Source organism: Limnospira fusiformis SAG 85.79, from assembly GCF_012516315.1.
GTDB lineage: Bacteria > Cyanobacteriota > Cyanobacteriia > Cyanobacteriales > Microcoleaceae > Limnospira > Limnospira fusiformis.
Genome location: NZ_CP051185.1, coordinates 4,469,647 through 4,489,632, shown reverse-complemented (window position 1 = coordinate 4,489,632; position 19,986 = coordinate 4,469,647). Strand labels below are relative to the sequence as shown.

43 protein-coding genes and 1 pseudogene are annotated in these 19,986 nt (G+C 46.3%); 12 read left to right on the top strand and 32 right to left on the bottom strand.

The features are described 5' to 3' along the window. Window positions 1-63: 63 nt before the first annotated feature. Both HFV01_RS21255 and HFV01_RS21250 read right to left on the bottom strand, forming a co-directional pair. Window positions 64-918, bottom strand: a complete 855-nt coding sequence (locus HFV01_RS21255) for a NotI family restriction endonuclease (protein WP_006621190.1) — start codon at window positions 916-918, stop codon at window positions 64-66. Further along, on the bottom strand, window positions 915-2,042 hold the full coding sequence (locus tag HFV01_RS21250; protein WP_006621189.1) for a DNA-methyltransferase: 1,128 nt from the start codon (window positions 2,040-2,042) through the stop codon (window positions 915-917). The genes HFV01_RS21255 and HFV01_RS21250 overlap by 4 nt, the downstream gene beginning before the upstream one ends. A 510-nt stretch (window positions 2,043-2,552) precedes the next feature. Between HFV01_RS21250 and HFV01_RS21245 the strand changes: the two genes are divergently transcribed. Beyond that, complete coding sequence (locus tag HFV01_RS21245; RefSeq protein ID WP_193520358.1) at window positions 2,553-3,533, top strand: integron integrase; 981 nt, start codon at window positions 2,553-2,555, stop codon at window positions 3,531-3,533. 100 nt (window positions 3,534-3,633) lie between these two features. On the opposite strand, the gene HFV01_RS21240 is transcribed toward HFV01_RS21245, so the two are convergent. The 7 genes from HFV01_RS21240 to HFV01_RS21210 form a co-directional block, all read right to left on the bottom strand. Beyond that, window positions 3,634-4,062 (bottom strand): type II toxin-antitoxin system VapC family toxin, encoded by a 429-nt coding sequence (locus HFV01_RS21240; RefSeq protein WP_006669836.1) that lies wholly within the window; start codon window positions 4,060-4,062, stop codon window positions 3,634-3,636. After that, window positions 4,059-4,205 (bottom strand): hypothetical protein, encoded by a 147-nt coding sequence (locus HFV01_RS32170; RefSeq protein ID WP_432430809.1) that lies wholly within the window; start codon window positions 4,203-4,205, stop codon window positions 4,059-4,061. Before HFV01_RS32170 ends, HFV01_RS21240 begins: the two co-directional genes overlap by 4 nt. A 113-nt stretch (window positions 4,206-4,318) precedes the next feature. After that, window positions 4,319-4,462 carry a hypothetical protein gene (locus HFV01_RS21230; protein ID WP_006621185.1) on the bottom strand — a complete coding sequence of 48 codons (144 nt, stop codon included), beginning with the start codon at window positions 4,460-4,462 and terminating at the stop codon, window positions 4,319-4,321. A gap of 33 nt (window positions 4,463-4,495) precedes the next feature. Next, on the bottom strand, window positions 4,496-4,660 hold the full coding sequence (locus HFV01_RS21225; RefSeq protein ID WP_006621184.1) for a hypothetical protein: 165 nt from the start codon (window positions 4,658-4,660) through the stop codon (window positions 4,496-4,498). 14 nt (window positions 4,661-4,674) lie between these two features. After that, window positions 4,675-5,082 (bottom strand): type II toxin-antitoxin system VapC family toxin, encoded by a 408-nt coding sequence (locus HFV01_RS21220; protein ID WP_006621183.1) that lies wholly within the window; start codon window positions 5,080-5,082, stop codon window positions 4,675-4,677. Then, window positions 5,079-5,336 carry a hypothetical protein gene (locus tag HFV01_RS21215; protein WP_008057534.1) on the bottom strand — a complete coding sequence of 86 codons (258 nt, stop codon included), beginning with the start codon at window positions 5,334-5,336 and terminating at the stop codon, window positions 5,079-5,081. Before HFV01_RS21215 ends, HFV01_RS21220 begins: the two co-directional genes overlap by 4 nt. A gap of 463 nt (window positions 5,337-5,799) precedes the next feature. Further along, window positions 5,800-6,963: a clostripain-related cysteine peptidase gene (locus HFV01_RS21210; RefSeq protein WP_006669834.1), complete on the bottom strand. Its 1,164-nt coding sequence runs from the start codon at window positions 6,961-6,963 to the stop codon at window positions 5,800-5,802. 278 nt (window positions 6,964-7,241) lie between these two features. On the opposite strand from HFV01_RS21210, the gene HFV01_RS21205 reads away from it, so the two are divergent. Further along, window positions 7,242-7,451: a phage integrase N-terminal SAM-like domain-containing protein gene (locus HFV01_RS21205; RefSeq protein WP_006669833.1), complete on the top strand. Its 210-nt coding sequence runs from the start codon at window positions 7,242-7,244 to the stop codon at window positions 7,449-7,451. Here the strand turns inward: HFV01_RS21205 and HFV01_RS21200 are convergent. From HFV01_RS21200 to HFV01_RS21165, 8 genes and pseudogenes are all read right to left on the bottom strand, one after another. Then, window positions 7,409-7,690 (bottom strand): annotated as a pseudogene (locus HFV01_RS21200) (peptide chain release factor-like protein); the annotation flags it as partial. The gene HFV01_RS21205 and the pseudogene HFV01_RS21200 sit on opposite strands and share 43 nt — an antisense overlap. A 74-nt stretch (window positions 7,691-7,764) precedes the next feature. Continuing rightward, complete coding sequence (locus tag HFV01_RS21195; RefSeq protein WP_006669832.1) at window positions 7,765-8,145, bottom strand: PIN domain-containing protein; 381 nt, start codon at window positions 8,143-8,145, stop codon at window positions 7,765-7,767. A 14-nt stretch (window positions 8,146-8,159) separates the two neighbouring features. Further along, complete coding sequence (locus tag HFV01_RS21190; RefSeq protein WP_006621177.1) at window positions 8,160-8,414, bottom strand: hypothetical protein; 255 nt, start codon at window positions 8,412-8,414, stop codon at window positions 8,160-8,162. Between the two features lie 9 nt (window positions 8,415-8,423). Next, window positions 8,424-8,600: a hypothetical protein gene (locus HFV01_RS21185; protein WP_155839085.1), complete on the bottom strand. Its 177-nt coding sequence runs from the start codon at window positions 8,598-8,600 to the stop codon at window positions 8,424-8,426. Window positions 8,601-8,901: 301 nt separating this feature from the next. Further along, window positions 8,902-9,267, bottom strand: coding sequence for a clan AA aspartic protease (locus HFV01_RS21180; protein WP_008048963.1), 366 nt, complete (start codon window positions 9,265-9,267; stop codon window positions 8,902-8,904). Next, window positions 9,264-9,536 carry a hypothetical protein gene (locus HFV01_RS21175; protein ID WP_006669830.1) on the bottom strand — a complete coding sequence of 91 codons (273 nt, stop codon included), beginning with the start codon at window positions 9,534-9,536 and terminating at the stop codon, window positions 9,264-9,266. Before HFV01_RS21175 ends, HFV01_RS21180 begins: the two co-directional genes overlap by 4 nt. Window positions 9,537-10,059: 523 nt before the next feature. Continuing rightward, window positions 10,060-10,350: a type II toxin-antitoxin system RelE/ParE family toxin gene (locus tag HFV01_RS21170; protein ID WP_006621174.1), complete on the bottom strand. Its 291-nt coding sequence runs from the start codon at window positions 10,348-10,350 to the stop codon at window positions 10,060-10,062. Next, complete coding sequence (locus tag HFV01_RS21165) at window positions 10,347-10,577, bottom strand: addiction module protein (protein WP_006621173.1); 231 nt, start codon at window positions 10,575-10,577, stop codon at window positions 10,347-10,349. The genes HFV01_RS21170 and HFV01_RS21165 overlap by 4 nt, the downstream gene beginning before the upstream one ends. Window positions 10,578-10,813: 236 nt before the next feature. Between HFV01_RS21165 and HFV01_RS21160 the strand changes: the two genes are divergently transcribed. Next, window positions 10,814-11,005 carry a phage integrase N-terminal SAM-like domain-containing protein gene (locus tag HFV01_RS21160; protein WP_071533523.1) on the top strand — a complete coding sequence of 64 codons (192 nt, stop codon included), beginning with the start codon at window positions 10,814-10,816 and terminating at the stop codon, window positions 11,003-11,005. A gap of 349 nt (window positions 11,006-11,354) precedes the next feature. On the opposite strand, the gene HFV01_RS21155 is transcribed toward HFV01_RS21160, so the two are convergent. The 4 genes from HFV01_RS21155 to HFV01_RS21140 all read right to left on the bottom strand — a co-directional run bounded on the left by HFV01_RS21155 (window position 11,355) and on the right by HFV01_RS21140 (window position 12,569). Further along, entirely contained in the window at window positions 11,355-11,759 is a 405-nt protein-coding gene (locus HFV01_RS21155; RefSeq protein WP_006621170.1) for a type II toxin-antitoxin system VapC family toxin, read from the bottom strand. Continuing rightward, window positions 11,759-12,001 carry a hypothetical protein gene (locus HFV01_RS21150; RefSeq protein WP_006621169.1) on the bottom strand — a complete coding sequence of 81 codons (243 nt, stop codon included), beginning with the start codon at window positions 11,999-12,001 and terminating at the stop codon, window positions 11,759-11,761. Before HFV01_RS21150 ends, HFV01_RS21155 begins: the two co-directional genes overlap by 1 nt. A 161-nt stretch (window positions 12,002-12,162) precedes the next feature. Then, on the bottom strand, window positions 12,163-12,372 hold the full coding sequence (locus tag HFV01_RS21145; protein WP_006621167.1) for a type II toxin-antitoxin system HicA family toxin: 210 nt from the start codon (window positions 12,370-12,372) through the stop codon (window positions 12,163-12,165). Next, on the bottom strand, window positions 12,369-12,569 hold the full coding sequence (locus HFV01_RS21140) for a type II toxin-antitoxin system HicB family antitoxin (protein ID WP_006669828.1): 201 nt from the start codon (window positions 12,567-12,569) through the stop codon (window positions 12,369-12,371). Before HFV01_RS21140 ends, HFV01_RS21145 begins: the two co-directional genes overlap by 4 nt. A gap of 163 nt (window positions 12,570-12,732) precedes the next feature. Between HFV01_RS21140 and HFV01_RS21135 the strand changes: the two genes are divergently transcribed. The 5 genes from HFV01_RS21135 to HFV01_RS31065 all read left to right on the top strand — a co-directional run bounded on the left by HFV01_RS21135 (window position 12,733) and on the right by HFV01_RS31065 (window position 14,169). Further along, on the top strand, window positions 12,733-12,900 hold the full coding sequence (locus HFV01_RS21135; protein ID WP_157883424.1) for a hypothetical protein: 168 nt from the start codon (window positions 12,733-12,735) through the stop codon (window positions 12,898-12,900). Between the two features lie 96 nt (window positions 12,901-12,996). Beyond that, entirely contained in the window at window positions 12,997-13,323 is a 327-nt protein-coding gene (locus tag HFV01_RS21130) for a hypothetical protein (protein WP_006621164.1), read from the top strand. A gap of 112 nt (window positions 13,324-13,435) precedes the next feature. Then, window positions 13,436-13,651: a hypothetical protein gene (locus HFV01_RS21125; protein ID WP_006621163.1), complete on the top strand. Its 216-nt coding sequence runs from the start codon at window positions 13,436-13,438 to the stop codon at window positions 13,649-13,651. After that, window positions 13,639-13,851 carry a DUF2283 domain-containing protein gene (locus tag HFV01_RS21120; RefSeq protein ID WP_006621162.1) on the top strand — a complete coding sequence of 71 codons (213 nt, stop codon included), beginning with the start codon at window positions 13,639-13,641 and terminating at the stop codon, window positions 13,849-13,851. The genes HFV01_RS21125 and HFV01_RS21120 overlap by 13 nt, the downstream gene beginning before the upstream one ends. Before the next feature lie 192 nt (window positions 13,852-14,043). Continuing rightward, on the top strand, window positions 14,044-14,169 hold the full coding sequence (locus tag HFV01_RS31065) for a hypothetical protein (protein ID WP_257720189.1): 126 nt from the start codon (window positions 14,044-14,046) through the stop codon (window positions 14,167-14,169). Window positions 14,170-14,293: 124 nt separating this feature from the next. On the opposite strand, the gene HFV01_RS21115 is transcribed toward HFV01_RS31065, so the two are convergent. Both HFV01_RS21115 and HFV01_RS21110 read right to left on the bottom strand, forming a co-directional pair. After that, entirely contained in the window at window positions 14,294-14,497 is a 204-nt protein-coding gene (locus tag HFV01_RS21115) for an AbrB/MazE/SpoVT family DNA-binding domain-containing protein (protein ID WP_006621160.1), read from the bottom strand. A gap of 59 nt (window positions 14,498-14,556) precedes the next feature. After that, complete coding sequence (locus tag HFV01_RS21110) at window positions 14,557-14,826, bottom strand: WD40 repeat domain-containing protein (RefSeq protein WP_006621159.1); 270 nt, start codon at window positions 14,824-14,826, stop codon at window positions 14,557-14,559. A gap of 89 nt (window positions 14,827-14,915) precedes the next feature. Here HFV01_RS21110 and HFV01_RS21105 point away from each other — a divergent pair, with 89 nt between their 5' ends. Further along, window positions 14,916-15,263, top strand: coding sequence for a hypothetical protein (locus HFV01_RS21105; RefSeq protein ID WP_006621157.1), 348 nt, complete (start codon window positions 14,916-14,918; stop codon window positions 15,261-15,263). On the opposite strand, the gene HFV01_RS21100 is transcribed toward HFV01_RS21105, so the two are convergent. The 7 genes from HFV01_RS21100 to HFV01_RS21070 form a co-directional block, all read right to left on the bottom strand. Further along, window positions 15,233-15,523 carry a type II toxin-antitoxin system RelE/ParE family toxin gene (locus HFV01_RS21100; RefSeq protein WP_006621156.1) on the bottom strand — a complete coding sequence of 97 codons (291 nt, stop codon included), beginning with the start codon at window positions 15,521-15,523 and terminating at the stop codon, window positions 15,233-15,235. The two genes, HFV01_RS21105 and HFV01_RS21100, sit on opposite strands and share 31 nt — an antisense overlap. Further along, entirely contained in the window at window positions 15,523-15,774 is a 252-nt protein-coding gene (locus HFV01_RS21095; RefSeq protein WP_006621155.1) for a ribbon-helix-helix domain-containing protein, read from the bottom strand. Before HFV01_RS21095 ends, HFV01_RS21100 begins: the two co-directional genes overlap by 1 nt. A 254-nt stretch (window positions 15,775-16,028) precedes the next feature. Beyond that, a complete protein-coding gene (locus HFV01_RS21090) occupies window positions 16,029-16,295 on the bottom strand; it encodes a WD40 repeat domain-containing protein (RefSeq protein ID WP_006621153.1) in 267 nt (88 codons plus the stop codon). 96 nt (window positions 16,296-16,391) lie between these two features. Beyond that, a complete protein-coding gene (locus HFV01_RS21085) occupies window positions 16,392-16,592 on the bottom strand; it encodes a type II toxin-antitoxin system HicB family antitoxin (protein ID WP_006621152.1) in 201 nt (66 codons plus the stop codon). A 90-nt stretch (window positions 16,593-16,682) separates the two neighbouring features. After that, window positions 16,683-16,865: a hypothetical protein gene (locus HFV01_RS21080; RefSeq protein ID WP_006621151.1), complete on the bottom strand. Its 183-nt coding sequence runs from the start codon at window positions 16,863-16,865 to the stop codon at window positions 16,683-16,685. A gap of 198 nt (window positions 16,866-17,063) precedes the next feature. Continuing rightward, window positions 17,064-17,318, bottom strand: a complete 255-nt coding sequence (locus HFV01_RS21075; RefSeq protein ID WP_006621149.1) for a pepsin/retropepsin-like aspartic protease family protein — start codon at window positions 17,316-17,318, stop codon at window positions 17,064-17,066. Window positions 17,319-17,323: 5 nt separating this feature from the next. Next, window positions 17,324-17,536 carry a hypothetical protein gene (locus HFV01_RS21070; protein ID WP_006621148.1) on the bottom strand — a complete coding sequence of 71 codons (213 nt, stop codon included), beginning with the start codon at window positions 17,534-17,536 and terminating at the stop codon, window positions 17,324-17,326. Between the two features lie 150 nt (window positions 17,537-17,686). Between HFV01_RS21070 and HFV01_RS21065 the strand changes: the two genes are divergently transcribed. Together HFV01_RS21065 and HFV01_RS21060 are read left to right on the top strand one after the other, a co-directional pair. After that, window positions 17,687-17,974, top strand: coding sequence for a type II toxin-antitoxin system Phd/YefM family antitoxin (locus HFV01_RS21065; protein ID WP_006621147.1), 288 nt, complete (start codon window positions 17,687-17,689; stop codon window positions 17,972-17,974). Then, window positions 17,964-18,287 carry a Txe/YoeB family addiction module toxin gene (locus HFV01_RS21060; RefSeq protein ID WP_006621146.1) on the top strand — a complete coding sequence of 108 codons (324 nt, stop codon included), beginning with the start codon at window positions 17,964-17,966 and terminating at the stop codon, window positions 18,285-18,287. Before HFV01_RS21065 ends, HFV01_RS21060 begins: the two co-directional genes overlap by 11 nt. A 506-nt stretch (window positions 18,288-18,793) precedes the next feature. Here the strand turns inward: HFV01_RS21060 and HFV01_RS21055 are convergent. Next, on the bottom strand, window positions 18,794-18,991 hold the full coding sequence (locus tag HFV01_RS21055) for an AbrB/MazE/SpoVT family DNA-binding domain-containing protein (RefSeq protein WP_348620617.1): 198 nt from the start codon (window positions 18,989-18,991) through the stop codon (window positions 18,794-18,796). Window positions 18,992-19,056: 65 nt separating this feature from the next. Further along, on the bottom strand, window positions 19,057-19,701 hold the full coding sequence (locus HFV01_RS21050) for a WD40 repeat domain-containing protein (protein WP_187758491.1): 645 nt from the start codon (window positions 19,699-19,701) through the stop codon (window positions 19,057-19,059). Here HFV01_RS21050 and HFV01_RS31790 point away from each other — a divergent pair. Next, a complete protein-coding gene (locus HFV01_RS31790; RefSeq protein WP_006621142.1) occupies window positions 19,676-19,894 on the top strand; it encodes a hypothetical protein in 219 nt (72 codons plus the stop codon). The genes HFV01_RS21050 and HFV01_RS31790 overlap by 26 nt on opposite strands. The last annotated feature ends 92 nt before the right edge of the window (window positions 19,895-19,986 follow it).

Here is a 19,986-nt window from a genome sequence, read left to right as displayed (position 1 = left end):
ATCGGACTCCCATCGATAACCTCTGTTCCGTCCGCACCAACGCAGTGTTAGCTAGTCAAGAGGTTATATAGGAGTAAAAAGGGTGTTCACCGACAACTTCGACTCTAAGGCTTTAACAATTTGCTCAAGTTCAATATTCGCCTCTGCTTGAAGACCAAGGCATCTAGCAATACCCTCCACATCTGTACTTAAACGACAACCCAACGCTAACCTGAAAGAATGGTCTGGTTGCTCCGTCATCTGATATGCATGAATATGCATAGAATCTCCTAATTGAGCTTGATGACTAACATGTGAAAAGCTAAATTCACGCTGTATATAATCTAGAAAACAATCTTGAATTACAAGAACAAGCTTTTTATTGATGTGCTCAAAAGTCTCAATCTTATGATGTAGCTGTATAAGGATTGTTTTTGCTGTCATTTTCCAGTTCATACCGAAGGTCTTTTTAGATTGACTTTGGTTATCTTCTGTAGGAACTCCAAGTTCTTCAAGTAACCGTTGGCGTTCCGGCCAAACAGTGCCAGTTGTATCCAGTGTTTGGAGTTCAATGCCAACGAAATCCTTCACCTTATTATTTAAGGCAGATACGAGAAAATAATCTACATTGCCTCCTGGAATTGAAATTTCTGAAACAACATGCAATTCATTTCCAGGTTCATGGTTGGTGAGCAAGTGTAAGCAGTCTATAAAGATCTGTTTTCTCTCTAGTAACCTATGAGGACAAATAATGACCGGAATAGAATTTTTGCCATAGACTACTGAGCAGGTGCCTATAGATATATCAGGTTGGCTTTTGCGGACTTTTATACAACGTCTTTTTAAATATGGACAATGTTGCCCTTGAATAAGACTGGCCAAATCTATATGTTCGGGTTGATTTCTTGAATATCCAAAAATCTCAATTATTTTGCTCATAAAATTGTTTCGCTTCTTTCTTTCGCTATCTCTAAGTACTGAGGGGAAAGATCTATCCCGCAGGACTTTCTGCCAAGTAGCTGGGCTACAAGCATCGTAGTTCCAGTACCACAAAAAGGATCTAGAATAATCCCGTTAGGTGGACACGTGGAAGATATTGGGATTTTACAAAGATCGACGGGATAGGGCGCAAAGTGAAGTTCTCGTTTTTGAGCATCTTCTGGAAGAATTTCCCAAACATCACTTGGTTTAGATCCTTTAGGATGATATTTCAGAAAGTAAAATCCTTTTTCCTTGAGTTCTTTGGCTCGACCAGAAACTTTCTCAGAATCAGAATGTGTGGTTCTTTGTTGTCCTCGAATAATCATCCTGAAATCAGAAATGATGCCATCAGAAACTTGACGGAGAATTTCTTCCAATGCCTGATAAGCATTGTGTTTTTCATTTTCAGATAGGTCAGTGGATAGCTCGATTTTTCGTTTATAGCGAACCCCAGTGACACCCGTCGCAGAAACAACAGAACCATTCACTACTTTCGTCTTTCTGGGTGAAGAACGAATAGAATCTATATCGTAGTAATATCTTGATGACTTCACGAAGTGAAACACATTTTCATGTATATTTCTCAATCTATCCTTTGAATTGTCTGGTCCTCCTTTTACTTTGTTCCAAATAACGCTATTCCTTAGAATCCAGCCTTGATTATCTGTCAAGTTCAAGGCAATACGCCACGGTAAGCCGAGTAAGTTTTTGTTGTAGTAAGAATCACCAATATTGAGCCAAAAAGAGCCTGTTTTCTTCAGAACTCTATGAACCTCAGAGAAAACTAAGCATAAGTTATCTATATAAGTATTGAAATCCGGCTCTAATCCGATTCCGCCTGCGTCATATTCTCTTTTTCCCCAATAGGGTGGACTAGTCATACAACAATCGAAAGAATCACTGGGTAGCTCTTTCATAACTTCAAGAACATCTCCCAACATAAGCAAAGGGGCGATGCTTTCATTGACTTGATAATTTTCAAATTTCTTTTGAAAGTCTTGATTGGCTATGACACAATCACCAAATAGTGGTAATCGAAGGTTCTCTGGTGGTTGTGATGGAGCATCATCCTCTATTCGCATTTTTGAGCCTTGAACTTTCAAGCAGTACTGGTGTTTCTACAGGTCTTTAAACCTTTAGGGGATTATACAGTAGATAGAGCTAATGTATTAGTCTAGGGCAGCATCAAAGTCAAGCTACACTCAACCCCAAAGTTGCAACCACTCAGCAACAGCACTTGTAGTCCCATCTACGGGGCATTCATAAATCAGGGGGAGGGGGTTTACCCTTCGCTACCGGTCTAGCTAACGGCGGAGTTGAGCCGCGAACGACGCTTAGCCAGCGTCGTCGGGCTAACGGTGTTTGTCGGCTCCAACGAAGTGTTGTGGTGACTGCGCTTCTTAGATGGTAGCATAGTATGTCAAGTCCCGTACTACGCAGGCAGTACAACTATTTATTAGACCGCAATTACAGGATAACTCACCCCTGGAGGATGTTGTCAAGCACTGGCGGTCTAACTCCGATATTATGGTTATTATCGCGCACGTGCGGTCTAACACCCCTTTTCGTCGTCTTTTAGCGCAAGTCCTGTCATGGAAGTGCCTCAATCGCCCAAACTTCTTGAGCGCGTGCGCCAAGCCATCCGCTTCCGGCATCTCAGTCGCAAAACCGAGAAGTCCTATCTCTATTACATCCAAGACTTCATCCTCTTTCACCAAAAACGCCACCCCAGAGAGATGGGCGTACCAGAAGTCCGCGCCTACCTATCCCACCTCGCGGTCGATAAAAAAATGGCTGCCTCCACCCAAAACGTTGCCCTCAGTGCCTTGCTCTTTCTCTACCGCCAAGTTCTTGACCCTCCCTTGCCAGACCTTGATGGCATTGAGCGGCCCCAGCACCCCAAACGGTTGCCCACTGTGTTCTCGCGCCCGGAAGTCCTGGCAATCCTGGCTAAGGTTGGGGATGACCCGGAGGCCTTAGTCATCCGCCTACTCTACGGGACTGGGATGCGGTTGACTGAATGCCTACGACTGCGAGTTAACGACGTGGACTTTGACCATGGCCAAATCCTCATCCGTAACAGCAAAGGCAAAAAGGATCGCATCACCATGTTGCCCCGATCGCTCATCCTCCCCCTTCAACAACACATTGCCCGCACCAAACTCGCCCACGATCGCGAACTCCTCGACGGGTACGGCGAAGTTGAGCTACCCGATGCCCTCGCCCGCAAATATCCCAATGCCCAACGAGAATGGGGCTGGCAGTATGTATTTCCAGCCGCTCATCGTTCTCGTGACCCCCGTTCCGGAGCCGTTCGCCGTCATCATCTCTCTGAAGATCGCATTCAACGCAGGATGAAGCAAGCCAAACAAGAAGCCAGTATCACCAAACACGGGAGTTGCCACACCCTCCGCCATAGCTTTGCCACCCACTTGCTTGAGGATGGCTATGACATTCGCACAGTGCAAGAACTGTTAGGCCACAAAGATGTGAAAACCACCAGGATTTACACCCACGTTCTTAATCGCGGTGGCCGAGGGGTTCGCAGTCCTTTGGATGAACTGGGTGAGTGAGCGTTCAGAAACAGACTTAAACCCACATTCCGGAGGTTGACAAAATCCACCACCCAACTGTTGACAATGGGCAGGCTTGCAATCTTCGCCTCCCAAACCCCTAATCGTTATTGGGTTCTTCCAAGCGATGCAAGCACTCCTGAACCGATAACACAGGTACAGATGAATTTAAAAAAACTTGACTATCGCGGGTCAAGATGGCATCAAGCCCCTGAGCTACAGCACAAGCAACCTGAATGGCATCCTCGTAGTCAGCCAAACCTGAGCTAAACGCTACCTCTAAAACCTCCCGGTTCACAGGGCAGATCTCCATCACTGTCAATGTCTCTAAAACTGCTTGCCGTGCTTGTTCGATGCTGCCTGTGTGCCTTCGAGCAATGTAGAAAATATCTGTGAGCGTTGTAGCGGTGGCATACCCAACGATCTGACCAGAATCGATCGCCTGGAACATTCGTTCTGCATCGTGGAAAAATGGCTCTCTCTGCAATAGAAAATCTAGGAGAATATTGGTATCGATTAAAACTCTCACTGAAGGTAATTCTCCACCCGACGCTCTTCTAGCATCGCAGCTACTTCTTCGTCAGTGGGTGCAGGCTGGTCTGTTTTGAGTAAGCCGCGCATCCGTCGAATTGCACCAGAACGATCAGGCTTTGGACTTGGGGTATTCTGCAAGGACTCAATGATGGCACTGACCAACGCAAGTCGATCGCTCGGTGATAACTTGACCGCTTCTTCCTTGAGGTTTTGCAGTAACATAGATCGCCCTCTAGTGCAGATAGTCTAGATTATATTAAAAACGATTCTGATCGCGCCCCCGTCCCCACCTGCGATCGCCGCAACGAAGTCACCTCCTCCTGCCGCTCCTGGAGTTTAATATCGTAGAGCTTCGCCCGCAGGATCTGCATTGCCCCCTCAAGCAACTCAGTCATTGCCCCTTCACCCAGAATTTTATCCCCATTTTATCAATTATCGCGGCTCTCAGGTAGATTGAGCATAGTGCGATCGCGCTCTTGGAAAGCGGGTAGACTTCCCTGCTCCTGCCAATGTTGTTGAAAAGTAGGCATTGTCTCCAAAAACATCACATCACCACCTTGATAAGATTTAACGGTTAAGTTAGCCCTCGGCATATTCCATCGCCATTTCAGGGGACAACATCAAAAGGTTGATTTCCTGGAAGACGATAAATATAAAAATCCCTGTCAAGAGTAAAGATTTGTTTCTGATTAAGGGATTCAGCAGTAGCCACTAGAGATGCATCTGCTAGATCCATCGGGATATCCCGATACTGTTCCATCAATGCCTGCATTCGCATCTGTTCTGGCTTATCAGAGAAATGAAACACAAGGATTTGGTCAGCGATGTAGCCCCATAACTCCATCTGTGCTGGCCACTCACCATACCGACCTAATAAATACATGGCTTCGGTAAAACATGACCAAGTGGTGACTAGAGGTGCTGGAAGAGATGGCAGAACACTAACACAGCGATCATGGTTGTCATCATCCTGATTAATCAGAGCAATCAGCGCAGAAGCATCACAGAGTGTCACTGGTCTAATCTCGGTAACTTGTATTTATCCGCCAGAATGTCTGCAAAGGCTGCTTTGGTACGTGCGGATAAGCTAGATGGTTGAAACCGAATCCGTCCTACCCTCCCTCTCAAGATCTGATCTAGAGTAACTGGGTGTTGGGAGTTAGAATCGTCAGAGGATAGTACAGTCAGCTTTACCCGCCGTCCAGCCAGTTCAGGCGCGTAAAGTAGAATCTCTTCCCAGGTTCCTTCAAGAGTTCGTTGTTCCATCATCTCACCTCCAGGTGCATATCTTGCATTATGGCAGGATTGACACTGAACGGTTAACGGGTGATGGGGGGAATCAAGCTCCACTGGGTACCGGTTTCATCGTTGATCACCCCTTTAGGCAACAGTGCCGTCATCTTGCTCATCAGCAGGCAAAGTTTTCAATTAGGCGATCGCCCCCTCAAGCAACTCAGTCATTGCCCCTTCACCCAGAACTTTGTACCCATTCTATCCATTATCGCAGCTCTCAGGCAGATTGAGCATAGTGCGATCGCGCTCTTGGAAAGGGGGTATACTTCCCTGAACCTGCCAATGTTGTTGAAAGGTAGGTATTGTCTTCAAAAACAGCACATCCCCACCTTGATAGGATTTAACGGTTCTGGTCAGCGGCTGTCAATAACCTCTGCCGCAACACCAACCAACTTTGTTAGTCCGCTGCACCAGAATTGTTGTATCGCTCTACCATACTTCACTCGCTTATCAAGTGGTAACTATCCCTCTGTATAAACTTACTGTATAAACTTACTAAATCAACTCCTTGATATAAGGCAAGAGAACTATAGCGAGAAATATCTTGTCTAGTTTCTGGAAGATATAAACTTAAACCACACAACTCCTCTGAATTAGTGTTGCTATAGGGACGACTGCCATAAAGTTCTCCTCCTGTTTTGTAAGATGCAATAACTGATGAACTTAGGAACTCAGCAAACTCAGCAAACTCATTTTGCTCCTGATTACTAACCCTTGAGAGATAACCAAGTAGAACAAGCACATCACAATGTTGATCACCAAAGTAGTGATAGGTTGGGAGGTCTGATTGGCTAATTGCTAGTAAACGATTGTTAAGAATCGGCTGAAGCAATCTTGAGAGCTTCTCTGGAATGCGCTCAACCGCTTGATTGTCCACTAAAGTTAGCGTGTGAAACATATCAGCCCTTTCAGAATCCATGATAGCTATGGCTGCTTCACGCCCATCAGCCGACGATGCAAGGTGATTTAGAAAGCCTTCGTAGTAGTAATTAGGATCACCAAGAGTAAGCTGGGAGGCAAGAGTGTACTTAGCACAATTCCTCGCTTCGTATACGACTTCTAGCGTGGCTTTATTACAGTTTTGAAAGAAGAGCAGTTCAACCCGCCCATGCACGGATTGATTGAAGGTGCTAACTGCATCTGCAAACTGGTCAACTCTCATCCATGTGCGGGTTTGACGATTTATTCCGTGATCGTCGGGACTAACTTCATTAATCTTTCCTCCGTGACCCATAACAATGACTGCCCAATGCTCTGCTTCAAAAGTCTGATTTGCCCAATCAAGATACGCTGTAAAAGCAGATGCATCGCTACTATCTTCTCCTGATACATCAACTTCAGTGATAGTGCCATTAATAAGCTGGCGACGGCGCATTTGGGGATCACCCCAATAGTCTGATTGAACAACTACGGCTATTTCAGAGTTTTGTGTACCATTGGTTAACATTTCAACGATTGGCTCGCCAAAACGTGCAAGGTCATTGTCATAAGGCATCCAGTACAAAACGACCCATTTGTGGCGTGACTTGACTTGAGAAGACGCAGAACTCATGGCAAAGGTCAAATCTCTGCCCACAATCCCAGCAAAAGACGCTGACCCCATTGCAACATATTGGCAGAAACTTCTTCGCTTCATAATGATGAGTTTGAGCTTTGTGGTTATTGGAAACTAAATTAGCATTTAGATACCAACAGGTAACGTTTCGGTACTGCCCCTACCAAGAATTGAGCGGTACAACTATATATTAGACCGCAATTGCAGGATAACTCACTTCTGGAGAGTGTTGTCAAGCATTGGCGGTCTAACTCCGATATTATGGGTGTTATCCCGCACGTGCGGGATAACACCCCTTTTCGTCGTCTTTTAGCGCAAGTCCTGTCATGGAAGTGCCTCAATCGCCTAAACTTCTTGATCGCGTGCGCCAAGCCATCCGCTTCCGGCATCTCAGTCGCAAAACCGAGAAGTCCTATCTCTATTACATCCAAGACTTCATCTTGTTTCACCAAAAACGCCACCCCAGAGAGATGGGAGTCACAGAAGTCCGCGTCTACTCCGTTGCATTGGCCAACTGCTCCAGCCGCTCCTGCTGATCCTGAGAGATACAAGCCTCCATCACCTGATCAATATCCCCATCGAGGATATTTGCCAGCGTGAAATTTTGCCCCAAACGGTGATCCGTGATCCGGTTGTCCTTGTAATTGTAGGTGCGGATCTTCTCCGATCGCGCCCCCGTCCCCACCTGCGATCGCCGCAACGAAGTCACCTTCTCCTGCCGCTCTTGGAGTTTAATATCGTAGAGCTTCGCCCGCAGGATCTGTATTGCCCGCTCAAGCAACTCAGTCATTGCTACAAAAACAGCACATCCCCACCTTGATAGAATTTAACGGTGAAGTTAGCCCGCGCCTAGCGGTTATACGGTTGCTCTATTTTTAGTCCTGGAATGACTCGATAATGCTTAGTATTGAAGGTGCAAAGGGTAAAGCCCTGACCTACAGCACAGGCAGCTATCAAAGCATCAATTAATCCCACTTTATGTGATAAATGGTAAGCCGTGAAATCTGAGAGCGCACGCGCACAGTCAATTTCAGTAGGCCAGACTACAGGTAGTGGTGCAACAAGTTGCAAGGCTTTACGAACTTGTTGCTTATTTTGTGCGTCCTGAATCAACTCCATAACAACGAAGCCAGGGATACTGGGCAGTTCTTGGAGAGAGACAAACCAACTTAAAGCAGGTGTAAAGCCTCTTTGAATGTCAATAAAAATATCGGTATCAAGTAAATACATGGAGCTACCTAGAATCACTCACGGGTTTCGGCTTCACGACGTAATCTGCGAGCATATTCTTGACTATCGGTAATATCAGGACGAGAGTTGATAATTCCGCTATTTTCCCAGTAAGTAACAAGTTCTGCACCTGTTTTTGGCGGATTTTGAAGAAACGGGCGAAACGATAGGACACGCAAAATATACTCTGTGATAGGTAGCTTTAACTGGGATGCCTCAAGAGACAGTTCATCTTCTAATTCTGCTGGCAGATCTAGTGTGACAATCATTTTAATCCTCTATTTTTTAGTAAGCAAGGGGGTAAAATCAAGCTGGTTATCAGCATACTGTTCCAAAATTTCATGCACCCGTACTAAGTCCTCTGGAATGAGAGGCTCAACTTGAACCGTATTAGGTGTCATGTTGGATACAAAACGACGCATCGCTTGATGACCCAATCTTGATGCAAATCGCACGCTCCAGCAACTCAGTCATTGCCACTCTACCCAGAACTTTATCCCCATTCTATCGATGATCGCGGCTCTCAGGTAGATTGAGCATAGTGCGATCGCGCTCTTGGAAAGCGGGTATACTTCCCTGATTCTGCCAATGTTGTTAAAAAGTAGGCATTGTCTCGAAAAACATCACATCCCCACCTTAATAAGATTTAACGGTGAAGCTCAACGGCGGCAGACAACCTCAAACTTAGCACCAGCAGCTTTTGTCCGTCCGCTGCATTTGAATTGTTAGCCTGCACTGTCACGCACCGACAAGCCCTTACAACTCGTCAATCGTCACCAATCCACCCTCTATAAACTGAATCACCAACTCTTGTTCATCTAACAAAGCGGTTCCAAGCAGAGGTCGCCTTCCTGTCGCAATGACCAAAACATCCCGCTCCGTACCATCCCAAAGGACAACCGCTTCGTAAAGGGGGAGTGATACTTCGCTGTTATCTGCTAAATTTGCAAAAGTATCGTGTCTAAAGGTTAAACCCATCAGTGAAACTGCTTCTAGCGGAAGGCACAATTCTCCTGTGAATCCTGTATCGATGACAAATTCGATAGAAACAGTTGAGCCATTTGGTAATAAGAACGTTAGAGCGACCGTTGCGTGTGTATCTGTTAAAATCCCAGAAATCACTTGTAAACACGCTCCATGACACCACCAAAGGAGACGGCAACATTGTATCCAATCCGAATGCCAAAGAGTCTAGCATTTGGATGTTTCTTACTCAGATTGCGAGAGGCCTGCAAGCCAGTCTTATCGACCTCATAGTCACCTGTCTCAATGTCGATGATGACCATCTTGCCAATATTCTCGTCAATTTCGACCTTTTGACGGATTCCACCCTCGTACAGTTGCTTTGCTCGATGCCCAACCTGCTCGCGGCTTAACAGAATTGCTTGCATACACTGGCTCCTAATCGCTAGGCATCTCTTTGTTCCCCTTCATAATATCTTACAAGTGAACTACTCCGCCCATAAGGGGACGGGGCTTCCCAACTCAACGGCAGATGCCTCTACGGATGACTTACGCCCCCGATGCAGGCCTTACACTCCCTCCTTGGGCAGTATCGCTGGTTCCCAACGATGATCGCATTCTGCTCACTTTCAGGTAAGGCTTGTAACAAAGGCGATCGCACGATCCAGCAACTCAGTCATTGCCACTCTACCCAGAACTTTATCCCCATTCTATCGATGATCGCGGCTCTCAGGTAGATTGAGCATAGTGCGATCGCGCTCTTGGAAAGCGGGTATACTTCCCTGATTCTGCCAATGTTGTTAAAAAGTAGGCATTGTCTCCAAAAACATCACATTCCCAGCTTAATAAGATTTAACGGTGAAGCTCAACGGCGGCAGATAACCTTTGGGACTAAACCAGGATCTCCATTCCGTCCGTTGCAGTGCAGTGTTAGGCAGATGACAACTTCAATTATTTGCGGCTTTTCCAGTATCCAGGCTCACGACTGCAATGCATGACCGCCAAAATCAGAATGTAGTCTTGCTCAATTGTGTAGAGAATACCATAAGGAAACTTACGCGCCATACACCGCCGAACATCTTCATCAATTGCAGCATAACGGGTTGGAGACTCCCCGATCCGATAAACTGTATCCTCAATTGCGTTTATGAACGCTTGAGCCGCCTCAACTCGCTGCTCTGTGTAGTATTGAACCGCCTCAGCGTATTCATTCAGCGCTTGAGGATGAAATACATACCTCATGGCTCAATCAGCCGTCTAACTTGCGCTAAAGCATCTTCGCCTGAAATTGGTTGAACAGAGCCATCTCTTACCTCATCTCTCCGGCGCTTGGCTTCAGTTACCCAAAATGTCTGGATTGCTGAATCAGTGTCGAACTCCAAGCTTTCTACTAACTTGTCTGCCAGAAGTGCTCTTGATTCGCTAGGCAGAGACAATATTTCCTCAGTCAGTTGCTCAATTGACCGCATAATCCCAATCCCTCGTAGAAGGCTCAATCCTAAATGAATTGTATCAAACTAGGTAATCTGTCCCCAAAAACTGCTTTCGAGGGATTCATTGCCGGCTAACTATTTACTAGACCGCAATTGCAGGATAACTCGCCTCTGGAGGGTGTTGTCAAGCATTGGCGGTCTAACTCCGATATTATGGGTATTATCGCGCCGGTGCGGGATAACACCCCTTTTCGTCGCCTTTTAGCGCAAGTTTGCCATGGAAGTGTCTCAACCGTCCCAACTTCTCGATCGCCTCCGCCAAGCCATCCCGGCATCTCAGTCGCAAAACCGAGAACTCCTATCTCGATTACATCCAAGACTTCATCTTGTTTCACCAAAAACGCCACCCCAGACAGATGGGAACGCCAGAAGTCCGCGCCTCGTCCTCCCATGGCTTACCGTAGTGCGATCGCCATTTCACCCGGTGCGATCGCCCTGAAGTGTCGATCAAAGACCGCAACCAGCCAATAGCCCTCGTTGGGAAAGTTAGCGGGTTGGAGTTCTGGGTCTGGTGGTGGGGGGGTTGAGTTGATGAATCCCTGAGCACCAGAGTTCGTTGAGTGTCATATCTAGCTCCTGGGGTGCTGTATCTACTCTTTTACCTTCTGGAAACGCCAGAGGGCGATCGCCGATCATCAGGTTAAGGCTTTGAGCAAATCATCCCAGCCACTTAGACCACAGAAACTCGGTTTCTATGACAATCTTTGCATCCTCACCGAAATTCGATTAATAAACCCGGTTTCTAACCCCCATCTAGGTCTGTCGCCAATTCTCAGTTTTAAGACCCACAACGCGATTAAATTCTCGTTGGTTGGCGGTAATCATTATCAGTTGATGTTGCAGTGCAGTGGCGGCTATCAAGACATCATAAGCCCCAATTGGCTGTCTTTGAGATTTGAGTATGGCACGAATTTCAGCCGCTTTTTCAGCTTCAGCGGTTGTGAAAGGGAGAATCGTCACAGAAGACAGAAAACTGAGAATAATCGGTTTGATTTTTTCTGCCCGCTGTGGATTGAGGATTAAACCATAGTTGAGTTCCATCACTGTAATTGAGGAAACAGCAATGTTAACTGGGGCGGTTTGCTGGATTCTGCCTTGAGTACCCGGTTCGCCTTTGATGAAGTCACTGATGACACAGGTATCGAGGAGGTATTGCATCAAAATAGTTTCTCTTCGCGAGGGGGAAGCAATTCATCCCGATAGGACTCGAAAGCGGGGAAATCAGGGACTCCTTGATCAGACAAAATCGCCTCTGACCATTGAGAATTTGAAATCGGTGGCGTTTGCATTTGATGGCGTAAAACTTGCAGAATTAAAGTAGGCAGGGGAATATTAGATTGTGTGGCTTTACGAATGAGGTCTTGTTCAAGGTCGGGCGGTAGGTCTATGGTAATTTGCATCGGTGATTTTCCTCAATTTATCCCTCGAATATATTTTATCACACTCCCACACCCACCGACAACCCACCGACTATTGCAGAAAGAAATCGAGTTTCTCGGACAATCTTTGCATCCTCACCGAAATCTGATTAAGCAACCCGGTTTCTCAACCCCACCGAGGTTTATTGCAGGTCGTCCTCTGTCATCCCAGCATCTTTGAGAATACCTTTTAATGTTCCAGTCGGTAAATCTCGATCGCTATCAACTGGAATCGACAGAATAACTGCCACACCCTCTTTGGCATAAATATGATGGCTACCTGTGATTCGTTTGAGTTGCCAACCCTGTTGCTCCACAATTTTGCAGAGTGCTTTCCCCGAAATCGATTTCATAAAGACAACTCAATTAACTGTTTTTCTGGGGTGACTTCTTGTTGTTCACTGGCTACTTCTAGCCAACCCTGAACCGCATCAGCAAGCATTTCTAACAACTCTTCATAACTCGATGCCCAGGTGTGACAACCCGGAAGGGCAGGAACTGAACCGCACCAAACATCATCTTCTTGCCAAATCATTGCCTTCATTTTCATGGTTTGTCTCTAATGGCTATCTAATCAAGATTTTAGCCCATCCATTAACGTATCACCCACCGATCATCCCAGAAACCGGGTTTCTGCGACAATCTCTGCATCCTCACCCAAATCTGATTAAGAAACCCGGTTTCTTTTCTCCACTCAACTTTGAGTTATCAGAATGGTCAGGGCGCGTTCTATGGCCTCCTCTTCTGTGCTACAAATTCCCCTGGCTAGGATACGATCGCCATTTCACCCGGTGCGATCGCTCCATCTGCCGCCTCACCCCAATCGGGTTAAGCAACCCCGTTTCTCAACCCCTCAACGCTTTCCCGGTAAAGGTGGCTAATGGTTTACCTGTTGCTAAGTTCCACCACAGTTCCAGGGTCTGATCGTTAGAAGCAGTCTATAATCAATTCAATCCTAGTATTGAGCGAGATATTCTATGACGGCAAAACCGCTAGAAATCAAGGGAACTTGGGAAGAAATTATCAGTCATTCCGATGCTTTAGCTGGATGTCAGGTTCGGGTTGGGGAAGGGGCTATAATGGGCTGTGCGGTCTCTGGTGTTTTTATGAGTCAGCAACCCACCGACGACCCCCATAACCTGCATCTGCTTTCTACGCCCCGGACGGAGTGGGTGTGGGAGGAGATTGAGGGGATTGATGAGCCGAGGCGGACGAAGGTGGATCTGATTGGTATTGACCCCACCTTTGATGTGGGGGCGAATTTTTCGATGAATGTGGCGATCGCCGAATCGGTTTATGAATGATGATTCCTGATCGAATCCTGAAATCCTCTTTGAAATCGTCCCCCCTCTTGGCTTCTGTGTTCGCACAACTGCCGAGTATTGGCAGTTTATTGTCACCGTTAAGCATCCAATCATGATCAACCGCTTGACCGAGGTACAAAATACATTAAGCGACCCAGACGAAGTTCGTCTTAGTAACACTGATGCTCAGGTTTACCTATTCTACCGTAATGATGGTACAAAACGTTGGGTTTGTGCGGTGACTAGACGCTTAAATGGAGAAGGATTTTTAATTACAGCCTATCGAACCAGTGCTATTAAGGAAGGAGAGCAATTATGGCAGAAGTAAAAGTATTCTATGACCGCACCGGCAATACACTTGTTGTCTGGTTTGGTAATCCTCAAGATGAGGTGGAAGCGGAAGAAACGGGGGATGAGGTGATTTTAATGAAGGACCAACAGGGGCAAGTGATTGGGTTTGAAAAGCTCAACTTTTTACCGCATTCTGATAATCCCCTACGCATTGCCTTTGAAACAGTAGCACTCTAAGTTTGTGGTCATGGCTCGGGCTGGTATCTACTATTTTGCCTTCTGGAAACATCAGGGGACAATTTCCCAACATTAGGTTAAAGCTTTGATAAAATCGTCCCAGCAACCTAGACCCCAGAAATCCGGTGGCTGCCCTAACCTTTGCCTTCTCACCCAAACCTGATTAACAAAGCGATCGCATCTGGGGTTAGAATGGCTGCAGCTATTTTCATCCTTCCTCGCCATCAATCGCTCAACCATTCTTCTCGGTCTTGTCTGCCATGTAAAACTCGCCATATTTCGACAATTTCTCCTCTGACCGGAGCCAAAATCCTGTAGCCATCTCAAGGGAAACCCCGCCAGTCTACCCATACATAATGGTAACTTTTTCCCAGATTGGGTATCAACTGCAATCATGCCATGACTCCAGAATGCCTGGGCTAATAGCCGCTTCCATATCCTCTCAGGTTTTGGGTGAACCGTTATACTTCCAACACCGGGCTACTTCATTTAAAGTAGTAGGAGGAAAAGGCGGTTTGGGCTGAATTAAAATTCCTTTGCCTGTATCAGTCAAGATGATTTCTGTCCCCACGTCCAATCTATAGATTTTCCGCATTTCTGGTGGAATGATAATCTGTCCTGTTTCCGAGACTTTGGCAATTTCCATGAGTGAATCAGTTGATATATTTCGGTAATTCTAACAAAATTAGATAGTCCACAGTGATATTAACCCCTCAACCCCTCCAACCGCAGCAAATACACCCGCCCCGACCCATCCCCCGCCACCACCGTCACCCCATCCGGTGCGATCGCACAGGACTTCATCGCACCACTTTCCCCGATAAAGGTGGCTAACACTTCCCCCGTCTCCAAATCCAAGAGTTTCAGGGTGTTATCCCAGGATGCCGAGACCGCTAGGAACCCGTCGGGGGCGATCGCTACTGCTTCTACCCCGTTACTATGTCCTCCCATGACTTCCCGTGGTGCGATCGCCATTTCACCCGGTGCGATCGCCCTTGATGCAGAGTTGCTAGAATTGAGTAGCTACCATCAACCATCAAATCTCTCAATTATCGCTAACCCTAATGACCTTCCAACAATTGCCAAAACAAGTCTTAGATTTACCTCCAGGCGATCGCTGGGTATTGCTCAAACTCTTGGTAGAATCTTTACAGCCAACTCCGCCGCCTTTTCCACAAGCAACACCCACAGTAGAAAGCACCTCTGGAAACGAGGATAATTCCCTGGCGCAATACTATGGCTGTATTGACGATGAAACCTTTATCCGCCATCCCCAACCCCAACAGGGCGATCGCCAACCGACCACCACAGCCCAGAACCCGGGTGGCTGGGAGTTGCCGGTTTTTCTCCAAGCTAATCGGAGAAACCCGGTTGTAGATTTTCAGATATTCAATGATTCTAGGTCTCGATAACCATTAATGATGCGAACAATATCGATACCGTCAGGTCGAGGGAAGTAAAATATGATGTGATTTTCCACAATCAAACCTCGGAGATTTGTCTTGATGTGACTGTAGTTTTTGCCCATATTGGGAAATTGAGCAAACTGACGGCATTTATCCCGGACTTTTTCAAAAAATCTAATAGCTAAGTCTGGGTTTATTTCCGATAGGGATACAGAAATGGTCTCCAAGTCAGCTAGAGCAGCATCAGAGAATGAATAAGTCCCCATTAGGAATCCTCTATCTGTTGCTGTAAACCGTTGAGCAGACGACTAAACACCAGTTCTCCATCGGTAACTTTTCCTTGTTGAATTTGGCTTGACCCGATTTCGATTTGCTGGCGGAGTTCGGCTAAATATTGTTCTCGTTTCTCTAGGAGTTCTAAGGCGGCTAATATCACTTCATCAGCGGAACGGTATTGTCCCTGATTGAGGGTATGGGCAATGCGTTGTTCAGTTTCTGGCGTAAGGGATAAACTCATGGTGGCTCACTTCAATACAGATTAATTGAGAAATCAGGTTATGGAATTGATGGGTTTGGGGGCGAAAAATTTTTCGCCCCTACTGGGTGATAATTTTTCTTGTCCTTTGTTTAAGGTGATTGGCATCCTGTTTTCCAGAGGTTTCTTTTTGCCATTATAGCGGTCGGGTTGGTGATTCGGATGCAGGGAAAGAAACCCGGTGGCTGCCCTAACCTTTGCCGCCTCACCCCAATCGGGTTAAGCAACCCCATTTCTCAACCCCTCAACCCCTCCAACCGCAGAAAATACACGCGCCCCCCTTCATCCCCCGCCACCACCGTCACCCCATCCGGTGCAATGGCGCAGGAACTCATCTCCGCTTCTCCAAGAAACATAGCTACTTCTGTACCTGTCTCTAAGTTCCATACTTTTAAAGTGTTATCCCATGAACTGGAAATAGCAAATTTACCGTCCAGGGCGATCGCTACTGCTTCTACCCCGTTATTCTGTCCTCCCATCGCTTCCCGTAGTGCGATCGCCATTTCACCCGGTGCGATCGCCCTTGATGCAGATTTGCTAGAATTGAGGAGCTACCATCAACCCTCAAATCTCTCAATTATCCCTAACCCTAATGGACTTCATAAAGACAATTCAATCAGTTTTTTTTCTGGGGTGATTTCTGGTTCTTCGCTGGCAACTTCGAGCCCACCTTGAACGGCATCTGCGAGCATAACTAACAATTCTTCCTCACTGGATGCCCAGGTGTGGCAACCGGGAAGGGCGGGGACTGAACCGCACCAAACATCTTTTTCGTGCCAAATGATTGCTTTAATTTTCATGGTTTGTCTCTAATGGCTATTTGAAACTCGCTTTCTCAACCTTCAGCGATTAAAATGCTCAGGGCGCGTTCTCTGGCTTCCTCTTCTGTACTACAAATTCCCCCGGCTAGGATGCGATGAGCGTAAATTACGGATATCGGGTCGGGATAAAATCTGATAGGCTTGGCGTTCAGCATGGCGCTGTTCTAATGCCGTTGTTAGGGTCATCACATCTTGATGAACATCATCGGCGGATAGTAACTCGGCATTGGGTTCGGGAACTTGTTTAGTCATAGTTTACCTTCCGGTTTCAGATAGGAATTATGCACGCCCTACCGTTTATAGAAACTTAGGTTTAACCTCAAATTCCATCCGGGAACGGTAAAAACACACCTCAAATTCCATAAAAAAGTTTGTTTGTCCTAAAATCAGAGATGTATCGAGGTTTTTTGTCCAAGCAAACACCAACTGAATCGGTGGAATATCGCCAATTTAAACCATTGCCAACAAAGGTATCGCGGGTTGCTTTCCTAAATTACCAGTCAGTTGAATGATTGCCTTGTTGTCTTCCCAGACAGCCCCTAATTGTTGTCCCATATCTAATTGCATAACGTTTACCGTTGCACCACTATCAACTAATCCAATGGCTTCAACCGTATGACCCTCTCGCCGAATAATCATGGGGATTTGCGGCAGGCTATCAAATTCATTTTGAGATGAATCAGTGGTAGAGTAAAAAAATCGCATTGTCATTAAGCCTCATCACTGGATTCTATGACCTGCATCAGAATCGCCCCCGCACCAAAACTATTGTAAGGAGTTGGTAAATTATAGGCTTTACCGGGTTCTAAAGGGGCAATTTTTTCTCGTGATTCCATTTCTTCAGCCAACAAACGAATCAGTTTAATTTTGTCAAGGGGTGAAAGTTGTTTAATGGCTGGGAGTAGTTCTGTAAGGGTCATCATAAATTGAAAAAGGAGTGATTTTGACAGGGGGTTAGATGGGACAGTTGTGATTTTATGGCCGGGCTGAATCAGTATCGAAGTTTACCAGAATTAGTGGATCAAGAACCCCTTAGTATTGTACAATAATGTTGTAGAAGTTATCTAGCAAAAATGATGTTAAGCAAAGAAACCACTTATTCTCAAGCGAGAATGAATTTAGCCACTATTTTGGATGAAGTGTGTGATCAGCGTCAGATTGTGGTCATTAAGCGCCCCAATGAGAAAAATGTGGCGTTAATTGCCGAAGATGAGCTAGAGAGTTTATTAGAATGTGTCTATTTACTGCGATCGCCCGAAAATGCAAAACGTTTATTTCGTGCTTTAGAATGGTCAGAAAATAGCACCGCAACTCCTCAAACGGTAGATGAATTAAAAGAGGAGTTAGGAATTGAGTCCTAAAAAGAAAAAACAAGCCAATGAAACCCCTAACGATCATATTTCAGGTTATTTTCCTGTATTTAGTCCTGATTTTAAAGCAGATTTAGCTTGGTGGTATCGCACTGAACCCAAAAAAGGAGATAAAATCCTAGATTTAGTCGCAGATATCCTTGATGGTGAACCGTTTACCGGGTTAGGAAAACCTGAACCGCTAAAATATATTGCCGCAGATACTTGGTCAAGACGCATTGATTTAGAGCATCGTTTAGTTTACAAAGTAACAGGAAATAAGGTTTATTTTTTACAAGCACGTTATCATTATCAATCAGATTAAACTGAAAATAATGGCTCTTGAGACAAAATGGGGTAAAATGTAATTGTCATTACATTAGCTAAAAATCACTCTTCGTAGGGTGGGTGCGGGTTTTTGACGAGATGTTAGAGCAAAACTAGAGCGGACGCACCCACCGCTATTGTCAAGGAAAACAGAGGGTGGTGGGTTACGGCGCGATTTGAGATTCACTGTTTTAGCTGAAAATTATCTCGCGCCTAACCCACCCTACCCAATATCTTACGGTTGAGCTAAAAATCACTCTTCGTAGGGTGGGTGCGGGTTTTTGACGAGATGTTAGAGCAAAACTAGAGCGGACGCACCCACCGCTATTTTAGGGGAAAACAGAGGGTGCCGGTGGGTTACGGCGCGATTTGAGATCACTATTTTGGCTGAAAATAGTCTCGCGCCTAACCCACCCCACCCAATATCTTACTACAATATTGGTATCAACTGCAATCATGCCATGGCTCCTGAATGCCTTGGCTAATAGCCGCTTCCATATCCTCTCAGGTTTTGGGTGAACCGTTATACTTCCAACAGCGGGCTACTTCATTTAAAGTAGTAGGAGGAAAAGGCGGTTTGGGCTGAATTAAAATCCCCTTGCCTGTATCAGTCAAGATGATTTCTGTCCCCACCTCCAAGCTAGAGATTTTCGGCATTTCTGGTGGAATGATAATCTGTCCTGTTTCGGAGACTTTGGCAATTTCCCTGAGTGAATCAGTTGAGATATTTCGGTAATTTTCACAAAATTAGAGAGTCCACAGTGATATTAACCGCTCAACCCCTCCAACCGCAGAAAATACACCCGCCCCGACCCATCCCCCGCCACCACCGTCACCCCATCCGGTGCAATGGCACAGGACTCCATCGCACCTTCCCCGGTGAAGGTGGCTAACACTTCCCCCGTCTCCAAATCCCACAGTTTCAGGGTTTTATCATCCGATGCAGAGACGGCTCGTTTCCCGTCGGGGGCGATCGCTACTGCATTTACCGACCAACTATGCCCTCTGAGGGTGGCCAGTTCCGTCGCCCTCTCCAAATCCCACAGTTTCAGGGTTTTATCCATGGATGCCGAGACCGCTCGTTTCCCGTCGGGGGCGATCGCTACTGCATTTACCCCGCGACTATGCCCGGTGAGGGTAGCCAGTTCCGTCCCCGTCGCCAAATACCATAGTTTCAGGGTTTTATCCATGGATGCCGAGACCGCTCGGAACCCGTCGGGGGCGATCGCTACTGCATTTACCGACCAACTATGCCCAGTAAGGGTGGCCAGTTCCGTCCCGGTCTCCAAATCCCACAGTTTCAGGGTTTTATCCGACGATGCCGAGACCGCTCGTTTCCCGTCGGGGGCGATCGCTACTGCTTCTACCCGGTTACTATGTCCTCCCATGGCTTCCCGTGGTGCGATCGCCATTTCACCCGGTGCGATCGCCGTTGATGCAGATTGGCTAGAATTGAGGAGCTACCATCAACCCTCAAATCTCTCAATTATCCCTAACCCTAATGGACTTCATAAAGACAATTCAATCAGTTTTTTCTGGGGTGATTTCTGGTTCTTTGCTGGCAACTTCGAGCCCACCCTGAACAGCATCTGCGAGCATAACTAACAATTCTTCCTCACTGGATGCCCAGGTGTGGCAACCGGGAAGGGCGGGGACTGAACCGCACCAAACATCTTTTTCGTGCCAAATGATTGCTT